Genomic DNA, 14,085 nt, shown 5'->3' with positions numbered 1-14,085 from the left:
TCGTGATTCACAAAATAAACAAGGAGGTTTCGTTTTTAAAAGTTCTCCCGAAAAATTCGGGATGACTCATGTTTGATAAAAACTTGGAGAATAATCCCAATCCTAAAAATTCGGGATGACTCATGTTTATTTAGGACAAAATACCTATTCTAAAATACGAATAGAAAATTTTATAGGATCCACAGGTTTTTCGTTGAAAGCTCTTGCTTCCTTGATTTTATCGACCACTTCCATTCCTTCAGTTACCTCTCCTACTACGGTATATATGCCATCAAATTTGCGAGCCTCCTCTGCATTAGTAATAATAAAAAACTCACTCGCAGAAGTATTGCCCTCGGGGTTCATACTAGGGTCGTATTGTGCCATGGCTACTGCTCCACGTTTGTGTCTAAACTTGGAGGTATCTACTTCGGTAGGCAGATCATAGTCGAGACGATACATCCATTCGGCACCTCCTTGAATAGCTGTTGCATAGACAATTCGATAAAAGAATAAATCGGTATAATAACCACCTTTTACCAGACGAACAAAGTTGGCTCGGTGTAACGGTGTGCCTTCGTATAGCTGTATCGTAAAGTTTCCTAAACGTGTAGTTACTTGTAGCTTTGTTTCAGGATTTTGTTTCCCATACTCTTCTAAGGTTGGGCGTACTTCTTTATCAAATAAACGCATATCTTTTCGGCATGCACTTACACTGATAAGAAGCCCTAACAAAATCCCGTATTGATATAGTTTTCTTTTCATTCTATTGCTATTTAACAAGGCTTAGTAATGCCACAAGAGTCGATATTTTCATTTTCAAGATACCAAATTTACCAATCTTTATGTATGTCTTTCACAAAGATTTAATAAATTTATAGTAACCCTTTTGCCTAAGCCTCTCTAAGTAATTTCTAATTTTTTCTTAACGATTTTTAAAACAAATATGGACTTCTTGCATGCTATGAAGCATTTAGGTATTCTTAAACCAAAACTTAAGGAAATATTTGCTTGTTTTTACACAATGGATTCTAAGTAACAGGAAAGGTCAAATTAATCATATATCTGTGGGTATTACTATGATTATAAGTACCTGCCAATAACAGATATATGATTGACGACTAACGTCTAATTGCCACTTCACTTCACCATTAACCATTTTGCATTTATGAATACGTATGAAATTGTTTTATTGCTTTCGAGCGGTGTAATTATATCGTATATTTTTAATCTTATCGCCAAAAAATTTGCGATTCCCTCAGTGCTATTACTTCTAGGAACGGGTATTCTGGTCGGGCAAGTTTTTGGACAAAACTTACTGCCAGCTACATTTGTCAACAAAACGGTTGAGATTTTGGGCGTAGTGGGGTTAATTATGATTATTTTGGAGGCAAGTCTTGACTTGGAACTGAGCCGAGATAAATCCAAAATGATTGCACAGGCTTTTTTTGCTGCCTTACTCATATTACTGGCATCTTCTTTTTCTATTGCATTGATTATACAGCAAGCCACTGGCGAAACATTTCGTAACTGTCTGGTATATGCCACTCCCATGTCGATTATCAGTAGTGCAATTGTGATTCCGAGTGTTGAAAACTTACTGCCACACAAAAGAGAATTCATCATTTATGAGGCCTCTTTTTCTGACATTTTCGGGATTTTATTTTTCAATTATCTCATTGCCGACGAAGGTATTTCTATAGAGTCAGGTATTCTTTATGGTTTCAATATTGTTTGGTCTTTATTATTGTCGGTAGTAGTAGCACTTGGTTTGATTTATCTTTTATCAAGAATCACCTTGCATTTGAAGTATTTTCTCTTGTTTGCGGTATTGTTAGTACTATATGCGGCGGGTAAATTATTACACTTGCCTTCTTTATTAATTATCTTATTTTTTGGACTATTCATTAATAATAGAAAAATTATTCGTCCCAAAATAATTGTAGAAGGTGTGCCTCAACACATGTTTGATGAGGTAGAAAACAATCTTAAATCAATTACTGCGGAAACAGCTTTTTTGATTAGAACCTTCTTTTTTATGCTTTTTGGATACTCGATGAATGTTGGAATTTTTAGTCAAGAAGAAGTTTGGATAACAGGGTCAATGGTGGTATTGGCTTTACTGGTCATTCGATTTATTTTTCTTCGATTTATTCAGTCTCAAAAAAATACTATGCCAGAGTTGTTACTGATGCCGAGAGGTTTGATTACCATATTATTGTTTTATGGGATTCCTCAACAATTTAAGCTCAATACATTTAATAATGGTATTTTGTTTTTTGTCATTCTGATTACCAGCGTATTGATGATGTTGGGTATTATGACGGCTGAGAAAAAGGGAAGTTCTAGCAGCCTCAATGATGAAGCCATCGGTGAAATTGTATAATTTTGCCTGCATTAGGCATTATACTTTATGCCATAGGCTAAAAGTATAAAAGTATTTCTTATGAAGTGATGGGTACATTTTGGGCAATGGTTACTAGTCTAAAGCGTACTAATACAGACTTAGATTCCACTTGTTTTGAATGCAAAATATTGGTAATTAAAAACTTACATTCAAAACCCATAATTAAGCTCTAATACTTTACTTCTTTTACTTAATGTCAATCAAATTTTAAAACTATGAGAATCTTAGTAGTTGAAGACGAACCAAAAACCTTACACGCTATCCAGCAGGGTCTTGAAGAAAACCTGTATGAGGTAGATATTGCTTATGATGGGCTCATTGCTAGACAATTGGCTATGCGTAATAATTATTCATTGATTATCACCGACATTATCATGCCAGGGCTAAATGGCTTTGTGTTATCGCGCGAGCTTCGTCAATCGGGTATTCAAACGCCTATTTTGATGCTGACCGCTTTGGGCGAAACGGAAGATAAAGTCAATGGGTTCGACTCTGGGGCAGACCAATACTTAGTAAAACCTTTTCAGTTTGTAGAGTTACTAGCACGTGTCCGCTCACTCACAAAACGAGGTTCAAGTACCCTAATGACTCATCAAACCCTTAAATTTGAGGGATTAGAAATGAACCTTGATACCAAAGTGGTGACTCGTGACGAGCAAGTAATTGAACTTACTGCAAGAGAATTCACTTTATTGGAATATATGATGCGCAATCAAGGCAGAGTATTGTCAAAAGTACAATTAGCCGAAAATGTTTGGGACATCGGTTTTGATACAGGCACTAATTTTGTGGAAGTTTATATTAATTATTTACGTAAAAAAATCGATAAAAACTTTGATACAAAGCTTATTCACACCGTATTTGGAATGGGCTATGTTTTGAAAAAGGAATAATATGCAAATAAGGGTTAGTCTTACCATAAGATTTATTTTTATCGTTTCAACAATACTCCTCGCAGTGTTGTTGTCGATATACCTTTATACGCAATATTATCTGAGCGAAAGCTTTTATCGCCGACTTTCAAACCGCACCGAAACTACGGCAGAACTCTACTTTGTGGTAGATGACGTTGACTCTACCCTTTTGAGAACCATTACAGACCGTAACAAAAACGTTCTTCACAGCGAAAACATCACGATTTATAACCAAAACAAAAAAAAGGTCTTTACCACCAACGATCGCAAAGGGCTACCTCTTACAGAAGATTTAATGACGAAGATTCAGTTGGAGAAAAAGTATCGTTTTAAAGACGGTAAATATCATGGAGTAGGTTTATATTATACTCAAACGCCTGAACCTTATTTTATTGTAGCAAGTGCTGTTGACGATTATGGGAGGGCATTTTTGGCACAAATGAGACTTATCATGGTCTTATTATTTTTGATTGTGATTCTTTGGGTTTCGGCAGCAGGCTGGTATTATGCAGGCAAAGCTATTGCTCCAATTGATGATATGGGGCAAAAACTCAATAGTATTGTGCCCAAAAATATGCACCTACGGCTTACCCAGCAAGATAACCAAGATGAAATTGACACCCTAACATATACCATCAATCAACTGCTTGACCGTGTTGAGGATACTTTTAAGCTTCAAAGGATGTTTGTATCGAATGTATCGCATGAGCTTCGGAACCCTCTGACCAAAATGTCTTCGCAATTGGAGGTTAGTCTTATCAAAACACGTACGCCTCAAGAATACCAAAAAACAATGTATTCGGTTTTGGATGATATTCAAGAACTGATTGCTCTTACCCAAAATTTATTGAAACTTACCAAAGTCGATGGTGTTAAGCAAGATTTGCTGGTTGACAAAGTTCGAGTAGATGAACTTCTGTGGGAAGTTCGTGGACTTTTGACCAAAAGCAATGCTCTGTATCAAATCGAACTTCTCTTTGATGAGCTTCCCGAAGACCCAGACGGACTTTGTATGTTGGGTAATTCGGCATTATTAAAAACAGCCATTGTCAATTTGGCGGAAAATGCTTGTAAATTCTCATTTGACAAAAAAGCTATTATTCGTTTACGTTGCCTTCCTGATGAAATTCAGATAGCGATTGAAGACAAAGGCATTGGCATTCAAGAATCTGACTTATCTTATATCTTCCAACCATTTTATCGAAGCAGCCAAACTGCCGACATCAAAGGCTATGGCATTGGACTTTCACTAGTCGAACGTATCGCTCGTATGCACGGTGGTACCGTTGATGTCAAGTCATCCCCTAATATTGGCACCACATTTACACTCGTTTTACCAAGCAATATCACATTCTAAGCATTTTCTAATATCTGTCTAAGAAAGTTTTAACTTTATAGTCACAACTTTGTAGCGGAAAGAGAAATATATGTTGAAGTTTAACGAAGTTGTGGGGCAGGCAGATATGAGGCATTAGCTTACTGACTGGCTCTCGTCTGATATCTCAGTTGCCCCCTTACTTCTTTGTTAAGCTTTTTTATGGTCTTCCCTCAACAAACGTGCTATTGATTCTGTGTCGCCTATGCAATGACTCTACCTATTTGTCTTACTAGGAAATTCTCCTAAAATCAATTTACTTAATTTATTGACTTATGGAAGTAACTGTAAAGAGAACGAAAATTTCTCGCTTAAACTATATTAAGTTAATTCTAAAAAAGGTAAGTTTTTCGCCTCTATTATTTAAAAAAGAATTACAGAAAGGTTTACAAGAATGTACAACCGAACAATTAGTGATTTTGAAGAGATGGTGTTTAAAACACTTTGCATCACTCTATTCTCATATAATTTTACAAGTATTCAGGTCGGTCGAGGCACGATTACTCCCAAGCTAGTCATCTTTAAAGGCATGTTTTAGTTGCTTGCTAAATGTAAATGAAAAAGCGTATCCACAAAGTTTTAGTTGAGCCTATCAAGGATGTGTCAAGCCCAATCGTTGAGATTGAGCAGACAGGTCAACTAAGTGGATTTTTGCTACTCAACGCTTTATTTTTAACCCTTTTACTTGCGAATATTCCTCTTAGTGGAACAGCCTATATTCAATTTTGGTCGTCGCCATTAATGCCAGAACTAGGACATATTACTGCGCTAGATATTATCAATAAAGGATTAATGACGTTGTTTATGTTGGAGATTGGTCTGGATTTGAAGAAAGAGTTTGTTTATGGTGAACTGCAAACTTACAAGCGAGCCAATTTACCATTAATAGCAGCTATTGGAGGGCTAGTAATTCCAATTTTCGTTTTTTGTTTTTTTAACCAGAAGCAAAGTAATTATGCTGGTTGGATTATTCCTACGACTACAGATATTGCATTTTCGTTAGGTATATTAAAGTTATTGGGAAATAAAGTACCCAATTTTATTAAAGTTTTTTTTGTTGCTCTTGTTATTATAGATGATTTACTAGCCATTTCATTATTAGTGGCTTTTTATTTACCAACAGTTGCAAGCCTAAAAATCGTTCTTATCCTACTAAGTGTTCTAGCTTTACTTGGATTAAAATATTTCAAAACCACCCATATTATTCCATACTTTTTGGTAGGAGCTTTTATTTGGTGGAATATGGTACAAGCAGGATTACCTCCCGCTTTATCAGGAATCTTTACAGCCCTTTCTATCCCTATTAATCGAATAGAAGAGCTAAAAAGATGGCTTTACATGCCAGTAAACTATCTGATAGTTCCGCTATTTGTATTTGCCAATGTAGCAGTTACTATCAACGTAGAAAGCTTAGAATTCCTACAGGAATCTCATGTAACAGGTGTTTTGATTGGGCTGCTACTAGGTAAACCACTGGGGATTTTGATGGCTACATGGCTTGCTGTCAGATTGAATATTGCCCAACTTCCAACCAATATTAATTGGGTACATATTTTAGGAATGGGGATTTTGGCTGGTACTGGCGTAACTATGGCGATTTTTGTTACAGAGCATTCATACCTTCGTACAGAGGTAAAAGATTTTATCAAAATTGGGGTCATTATAGCATCGCTTACCTCAGGAATTTTTAGCGCTTTGATTTTTATTAAAACCAGCAGTATTGCGAACTTATTTCATTGGTCTATACCAAGACTTTTTGCTAGAAATGTAAGAAGTTAAAAGGTTTTTCTTGAAAATAGTGATTATTATTTTCAGACTTTATTTGATTATTTAATACCGTTTCGAGTTTGGCTTACTTCTAAACTAGGCATAAAACAAACTACTCTTAAATATTGCGATTGTTAGCACAGATAACCCCACCGATACGATATTGGTGGGGTTTCTTTTTTTATATGGGATATCGGATGTTGGATTGCGGATGTATGGACTATACTTTGACTCAGATTTTAGAAAAAAGGGAGGAATAGTCTTCTACTTCCGAAATCCCAAATTAGGATTGTACGAAGGTTTATAAAACTGGATATTTCGGATATCGGATGTTGGATTTCGGAAGTGTAATCAATTATTTTTCGTAAAAAATAGAGGTATTTGACCTCATTTCCGAAATCCGCAATCCCCAATCCGCAATTGTTTTAAGCTTCTATTTCAAATCCTTTCCAGCAATATCTTCCCAACGATAAAAATGAAACGTTTTGTCATCGCTCATGACTACAAATAATCCTTTTTTGAAGGTTTTATTCAAAGGAATAGCTGTAATGTCTGAGCCATCACTTTGCTTGGCTTCGACTTTTACTACCTTGAGCTCTGGATGCTCGTGAGGATTTTGTGCAGAACCTTCTCTTGGGAAAATATGGAATTGATTGGCTCCTTGGTCAGAAACAAGAATATAGCCTTTACGAGCAGAGGTCTGATAAATCGAAATTCCTTCATGATCTTCTGAGAAACCTTTGGTGGCAAAAAGCGCTAACTCTTGGTCACCTTTTGAAGGCTCAGCATAGTATTTTCGCACACCAATACCTTCGTCCGAATAATAGACATAGCCTAGCGCATCGTCTACAGCGATGGATTCTATTTCTTTTTTACCACTATAAGTACCAAATTTTCGAATAAAAGTAGCTTTTACTTGTCCTTTACCATTATCTGATAATTCATATTGCCAGATATATCCGCCCGTTGTAGGACCGTTTTTACGACCTACCATAGCATAGATTTTCCCTTTAGGATTTTTGTACAAAGCTATCCCCATCAAATCACGGAATTCTGTTCCTGTTTCACCTTCAAACATCGGAATACCGCCATTGTCGATGGGTTTCATGTCGGGCAATGAATAAATACGCAACTGATGGTTCATGCGCTCAGTGGTAACGGCTATATCGACTTTTTTACCTCCAAGGTTTAAGCCATACTCGATATCTACGTTGTTAGGACGTTTGAGTCCTCGTACTACCTTTTCTGACTGGATTTTACCTTGTAAATCAAAAACAAATAGCGCTCCATCTTGATTTTTATCGGTACCAATAATTAGGCTTTTGCTAGGGTTTTTAGGGTTTATCCAAATGGCAGGATCGTCGGTATCGTGTTTAACTGAATCAGTAATAACAACGGGTTTGATAATCGTTTGAGCACAAGCATTTTCAACAGTCGAAACAATCAAGCTCAAGGATAATAATTTAAAGAGAAGTTTCATGAAATAAGTTGGTTTTGGGAATGATAGGGGTGAGGGGTGAGGCACTAGGCATCAGTATTTAGAATAATAAAGCTTTGTTCACATAGCTAATTTTACTGATGCCTCTTGCCTATACCCTATCCCCTCGCAACTACTTCCCTCCAAAAGCACCAATGTAATTAGCTGGTTCTGGGGAAGTGTATGTTTTGCCGTTGGCAGTAATACCTGTTTTGAAATTACGAGTAAATGTGGTAATACCCTTGTTAAGAGCTGCCGAGCCAGATAGTAACGAGAAATCCCATGAGCTATTGTAATCTGCATTCATGACATCTGTTGATAATGGGTAGTTCGCAAACTTTGGATCGTTATCGCCCGCTTTTGTACCACGGATTTCGTTTGTACCTGAAGCAATCTCAGCTGTTGGTTGGAACTGATCTACGGTAGTTTGGTTGTAGCCATAGTACAAGTTGTTTTGAATTACCGAACGAGTATCTTCTGGCTTTTTCACGTCACGTTTGATACCGAAGCGGCAGTTAGCCAAAAGGTTGTTGTACAAATCAGCACGCACACTAGCCTCAATCCAGATAGAACCACCTTTAATGGTTGGACGTCTCCATCCTGTATTCATCAAGGTATTGTTGTATGCTACCACATAAGCTTGTGGTGTACGGTCACCTGCATTGGATAGTTTAAGTGCGTTGGTATTAGTGCTATAAACCAAATTATAGGCTACATCGGCAATACAGCCCGATTTGATGTTGATGGCTTCGCCACCTGTTACACCTGTTGTGTAAAACTTATTATTTGAGAAAATAATATTACCACCTTCTAAATAAGTACAATCTTCGTTGAAATGGCGGAAAATACTATTAAATACCACCAATTTACCCGATACGTTCGAGTACCAAAGCGCTGGTACATTTTCGCCACTTAATGCCTTATAAAGACCTAATTTCACAGACGTGGAAGCTTCCGTTGTAGTCGAGCCACCATATTCCAAAATCACATTGTCCAATACTAACTCAGCACAAGTTTTGCTAGCCAAGATACCACCCCAAAGCTTACCATAGTTGTATTTTGCAGTACGTGCAGTTTCAGGAACGGTAAATTTAATGGGATTACTAGCACTTCCAGAAGCGTATAAATTACCATTAACGATAATTTCTGGTTTTGCCGTTGTGTCCATTACTACAGTTACGCCTTCTTCAATACTCAAGGTTTTTCCAGCGGGAACAATGATATCCCCAGTTACTTGAACGATGCTACCTTTTTTCCAAGTACCCGACACTTCACCTGCTACTGATTGTTCTTCTGGCTTAGGATCTGAGTTGTCTTTTGTACAGCTTGTGCATAGCGATGCCAGCAACAAGACACTTGCTAAAATGCTTGATGTTTTCATGATGTTTTGTAAAAATGAGTGTTAAAGTTTGAAGCGTAGACCAACCAAATAGCTACGTTGATAATAGTCTTGACGAATTAAAGTTTTGTTATTAAGAGCTGATTGTTCAGGAATTGAAGAATTTACAGGGTTGCTATTTTTGATAAAAACGCGCATTGGCGTGTTCAAAAGGTTATTAGCTTTGGCAAAAATCGTCCAATGCTTCCCTATATTCTTTTCGATGGATGCATCCATTTGTATAAATGCTTCTTGCCAAAGGTCATTGTTCAAAAATTGAGATACAGTATTGATACGCTCGCCAGTATACGAGGCTGCCAATTGTGCATCAATGCCTTTTTTCCCATCTTTATAAAAAACAGATAGATTTCCTACGTGTGCAGACTGCCCGTACATCGGGCGAGTTTGGTCAACGCTACGAGGCTCTAAATTTCCTTGCGCATTACGAATACGAATCATTTTTTTGGTCGTAATACTAGAGTTGGTATAGGTGTAGTTGGCTTTGAAACCAAAGTTTTGGAAGTTTTTAATCATATCTAATTCCAAACCATAGTTTTGTGCTGTTCCAAAATTGCCTGGCGTATAAAACACATCTTGTCCACGAGTTTCGTCCACTTGCAAAGTATATTCAATTGGATTCTGAATATTCTTATAAAAAACACCAGCCATTAATTGGTCTGAGGCATTAGGGAAATATTCGTAACGGAAATCAATGTTGTCGGCAACAGCACGTTTTAGGTCAGGGTTCCCACGTTCTTGGTATTCTTCGTTGACAATTTTCCCTGGCACAATTTCAAAAAAACCAGGACGATTAATAGAGCGGAAATAAGAGAAACGAAGGTTTTGATTACTTTCCAAGGCATATTTTGTATGAATACTTGGCAAAATATCCCAATAATCTTGTGTACCCGATGGACGAAGTTCACCCAAAGGATATAGCATATCATATCCCTGCGAAGTATGCTCGGCACGTACACCCGTGATAATTTGCCACTCTTTTGAGGTCCATTTCCCCATAACATACGCTGCTCCTATTTGCTCGGAAGCTTTGTAATTGAGTGCCGAAGCCACCGTCCCACGAGGGTTTTCTAACGACCAAGATAAATCGCTATATTGCTTATAATCTGTTTGATAAAGGGCAAAAGGATTAATAGGTTTAAAGATATAGTTGTTATAAAAATTATCTCGTTGCTTGGTTCTAAACAAACCACCAGCACTCCAATCAATACCTTTAAAAAGGTAATTTACATTGGCATAAAGCGCTATATCTTGGTCGTTATTATGCTCCCAGCGACGAGCACTTTCCGTTGGGTAGGTAAGTGTTTCAACAAATTTTTCTCTTTTTCCTAAAAAATTCACACTAGTATTTTCTGGTACAGCATTGGTTGCCAAGGAATACACAGCCGACCAGTTGACTGAAAGGTTTGTTGCTAACTGGTGTTTGGCTTGTAAAGTTGAATTAAAAATACTCTGGCGAGTATATCTCAAACGAGTCGAAAATCCCAAACCTGCATTTCCAGCCACAGGGTCATATCCTCCCGACGAAAAATCCGTAGTTTTTGTTTGACGAACCTGCCAGTTTTGCAAATTCATAAACGCATTGTACCACTGCAACTTAGTACGTGAATTAAGGGCAAAATCTAGTTTGGCATGTAGTCCCAAACGTTGTTGTTGTTCTGAATAGATACGTTGCGCCAAACTGGTAATACGAGAGGTAGTTTCTGTATCGTAGACCGTCGAGTTGTAGAAATCGCTATTGCTACCACGGAAAGTATTTTGGAAACTTCCTGCCAAAATTACTCCCAAACGATTATGCACATAGCGGTTGCCTACCGACAAACCCGCAATGACATTCGGCATAGGCGAAGCAGACTTCGTATCTAAAAATCCTTTCGCAAAATCCTGTATCGTAGCTGAATACGTTTTTCCATAAGCCTCATAAGGAGACTGGGTATGAATCAAGCTTTTGTTCATCGAATCAAATGAGCGATTCATAAACAACTCGCTATATCCAGTGGCTAAATTAGCTTTTAGTTCTAGTTGCGTTGGAGCTTCTTTCATCACCATATTGATTACACCCCCAACAGCATCGCCTTCTTTGTCGGGCGTAAGTGATTTGCTTACTTCTAAGCGACCTAACAGTTCGGAAGGGAATATATCTAAAGGTACATAACGATATTTATTGTCTGGACTTGGGATTTTGATACCATTGACCAAAGTATAATTATAGCGTTTGTCCATACCACGCATAATAGCATATTGTCCATCTCCATTGCTATTACGTTCTATCGAAATACCCGAAACACGTTGCACCAAGTTGGCAACGGTTAAATCAGGCGAAATTTCAATAGCTTTTCCCGAAACGATATTCATCAACTGTAACGCATTGCGTTCGGCTGAGCGAGCGGTAAGCTCAGAAGATTTATCGCTATGGGCAGATACCACAACTTCTTCAAGGGTCTGATTGGCATGTGGTTTGAGTTGAATTTTTCTGGTGGTGTGTTCTGGAATCTCGATATTTTCTTCAAAAGATTGGTAGCCCACATAACTTACTTTGAGAGTATGTTTTCCCTTCTTTAGTCCCTTGATTCGAAAATTCCCATCCAATCCAACAACATCATACGCACCCTGAGGCATTGCTCTTACAACGGCACCCACAAGTGGTTCGCCTGTTTGCTGGTCTGCGACAGAGCCATGAAATTGGAAGTTTTGTGTAAATCCAAGGTGTGCAATTAAGCAACACCACACTATGATAAAATATTTGCACATAATTGTCATAAAAGGTCTGTGTCTAAGTCGAGCCTAGATGAAATACCTCGTTGTTTTTGCTGTGACAAAGGTGCAATAAGTCTATTTTGATTTGCAAATTCGTGCCGTTACAAAAAGGAAACAGCGTTACAAAGAGCGTTAACAAAAAAGCAACAGCGTGAATTAAAACTTTGCAATTACCTAAAAATCAATGCTTTTTATTTTTAAAAACGTTACATTATCAAATTGTTAACGTTACGTTTCTGAATTATAAAGACTGAATAAAGGATGATAGATTCTCTCCTTGCGCTAAATTGAGCTTCTTTCGAAGACGGTATCTCAATACCCGTAGACTGTCTTGTGATACCCCTAACAAGGAGGCAATTTCAGCGGAGTTTAGATTCATTTTGAGTAAAGCAATCAGACGAATATCGTTGGAAGTAAGCTGTTCGGTGTGAGATTTTAGTTTTTCTAAAAACCTTTGGTGTACTTGTTCGAACACATGACGGAAGTGTTCCCAGTCATGATCATGCGTGAAACTTTGGTTGATTTCTTGCATAATCTGCTTGAGATTTCTAGACACATTTTTTCGGTCATCTTTCAAGGTTTCTTCCAAACGCAGATATAACTTTTGTAAAAGCTGATTTTTTTGAATGACGTGCAAAGTGTGGGCACTCAATTCTTGGGTTTTTATCTCGAGTTGATTTTTAAGATGTTCTTCCTCTAATTGCTGATTACGAAGAGCGACTTGCATCAAAGCCTGCTCGGTTTCTGACACCTTTTGATTTTGTTGATTAAGGCGTAGTTCATTGGCAATTTTCATTCGTTGGCGACTCATAATCACAAAGCCCAAACTCCCTAACAGAACCAATACCACAGCTACGGCAATACCTACAATTTGATTGGTTTTTGTGGCGTGGTCAAGACGTTCGATTTCTGCATTTTTTTTGGCAATATCATACATCACTTGTAGTACAGCCATTTGTTGCATACTTTTTTCGGAATAAATATCCATTGTCATTTTTCGACTCAGTTCAAGATAGTAATAGGCACTATCGTTACGTCCTAAATCGTGCAAGGCTCTCGATATATCTCTGTAGGCACTGGCTTCTTGATATTTTTCTTTGAGTGATTGTGAAAGAGATAAGGCTTTTTTGGAATATTGAAGTCCCTCTTGGGTTTTTCCTGTTTTTCTTAAAACATCTCCCAAATTATTGAGCACTTCTATCTGCGATAGCTCATCTTTGGCTACTTGGTTGACAGATAGGGCTTTGTTGAAATAGAAATAGGCTGAGTCATACCGAGATAAATCTTCAAAAATACTTCCTAAGTTTTCATAAATCTTGGCAATACCACTCTGATTACCAGCTTTTTGATATTCTGAAATAGCTTTGCGCTGAAAGTCAAGCGCCAAAGGGTATTTACCTTGTTTTTCATACAAATGTCCCAAACGACCATAGGTTTTGGCGATACCACTTGGTTCTTTCTGTTTTTGAAAAATCTGTAAAGCTTCCTGATACTGTTGCAGAGCCGCATTGGAATTGCGCAGGTAATAATACAAAAGTCCAAGATCGCAAAGATTGTCGGCCAAGAGAAGAGGTTTTTGCTGGCTTTTCAACACCTTATTGGCTTGTAAATGAAGCTCTAAAGCTTGAGGATAATGCCCAAAATGAAAACATAATTGTCCCATTTGTTGCAAATAAAGCCCAGCCTCAAGCATTTGTTGTTTTTCAACTGCCGAATTGTATTGTGCTTTTAGCTTCAGTAGTTTGGTATCTGGATGAGGGATTTCACTATAAAAAGTATCTTTATCGAGGGTTTGAGCAGAACCATGAAGTACAATACCCAAAGTCCAAAGGACTAGCAGAAATTTGGCGTGCGATTTTATAGACAACATATCAATGAGAAATTTGAAAATCAACACAAAGTTGACCCAAGATTCCCAAAGCGTAACCGTCAGGTAATATTGTTAATGATTATTTAATGAAGAGGGGTGTTTAGGGGCAGCACAGAGGCACAAAGTGGGGTTAGGGGTTAGGG

9 protein-coding genes are annotated in these 14,085 nt (G+C 37.6%); 4 read left to right on the top strand and 5 right to left on the bottom strand.

Going from position 1 to position 14,085, the window contains the following annotated elements; translation table 11 throughout:
• Positions 1-144: 144 nt before the first annotated feature.
• On the bottom strand, positions 145-744 hold the full coding sequence (locus GVN22_RS25850) for a peptidylprolyl isomerase (protein ID WP_166553904.1): 600 nt from the start codon (positions 742-744) through the stop codon (positions 145-147).
• Between the two features lie 403 nt (positions 745-1,147).
• Here GVN22_RS25850 and GVN22_RS25845 point away from each other — a divergent pair, with 403 nt between their 5' ends.
• The 4 genes from GVN22_RS25845 to nhaA all read left to right on the top strand — a co-directional run bounded on the left by GVN22_RS25845 (position 1,148) and on the right by nhaA (position 6,454).
• Positions 1,148-2,365, top strand: coding sequence for a cation:proton antiporter (locus GVN22_RS25845; RefSeq protein ID WP_166553903.1), 1,218 nt, complete (start codon positions 1,148-1,150; stop codon positions 2,363-2,365).
• A 236-nt stretch (positions 2,366-2,601) separates the two neighbouring features.
• Positions 2,602-3,279: a response regulator transcription factor gene (locus GVN22_RS25840; protein ID WP_166553902.1), complete on the top strand. Its 678-nt coding sequence runs from the start codon at positions 2,602-2,604 to the stop codon at positions 3,277-3,279.
• A 1-nt stretch (position 3,280) separates the two neighbouring features.
• Positions 3,281-4,657 (top strand): HAMP domain-containing sensor histidine kinase, encoded by a 1,377-nt coding sequence (locus tag GVN22_RS25835; RefSeq protein WP_166553901.1) that lies wholly within the window; start codon positions 3,281-3,283, stop codon positions 4,655-4,657.
• Between the two features lie 573 nt (positions 4,658-5,230).
• A complete protein-coding gene (nhaA, locus tag GVN22_RS25830; protein ID WP_166553900.1) occupies positions 5,231-6,454 on the top strand; it encodes a Na+/H+ antiporter NhaA in 1,224 nt (407 codons plus the stop codon).
• 421 nt (positions 6,455-6,875) lie between these two features.
• Here the strand turns inward: nhaA and GVN22_RS25825 are convergent, their stop codons facing one another.
• From GVN22_RS25825 to GVN22_RS25810, 4 genes are all read right to left on the bottom strand, one after another.
• Entirely contained in the window at positions 6,876-7,922 is a 1,047-nt protein-coding gene (locus tag GVN22_RS25825) for a phytase (protein ID WP_166553899.1), read from the bottom strand.
• A gap of 130 nt (positions 7,923-8,052) precedes the next feature.
• Positions 8,053-9,300 carry a right-handed parallel beta-helix repeat-containing protein gene (locus GVN22_RS25820; protein ID WP_166553898.1) on the bottom strand — a complete coding sequence of 416 codons (1,248 nt, stop codon included), beginning with the start codon at positions 9,298-9,300 and terminating at the stop codon, positions 8,053-8,055.
• A 21-nt stretch (positions 9,301-9,321) separates the two neighbouring features.
• The gene (locus GVN22_RS25815; RefSeq protein ID WP_166553897.1) at positions 9,322-12,066 is read right to left on the bottom strand and encodes a TonB-dependent receptor; all 2,745 of its coding nucleotides are present in this window, start codon (positions 12,064-12,066) and stop codon (positions 9,322-9,324) included.
• Between the two features lie 247 nt (positions 12,067-12,313).
• Positions 12,314-13,942, bottom strand: coding sequence for a tetratricopeptide repeat protein (locus GVN22_RS25810; RefSeq protein WP_166553896.1), 1,629 nt, complete (start codon positions 13,940-13,942; stop codon positions 12,314-12,316).
• Positions 13,943-14,085: the final 143 nt, after the last annotated feature.

Origin of the sequence: Cellulophaga sp. BC115SP (genome assembly GCF_009905545.1) — a bacterium.
Taxonomy (GTDB): domain Bacteria; phylum Bacteroidota; class Bacteroidia; order Cytophagales; family Spirosomataceae; genus Flectobacillus; species Flectobacillus rivi.
This window is presented reverse-complemented; position numbering and strand designations above follow the sequence as displayed.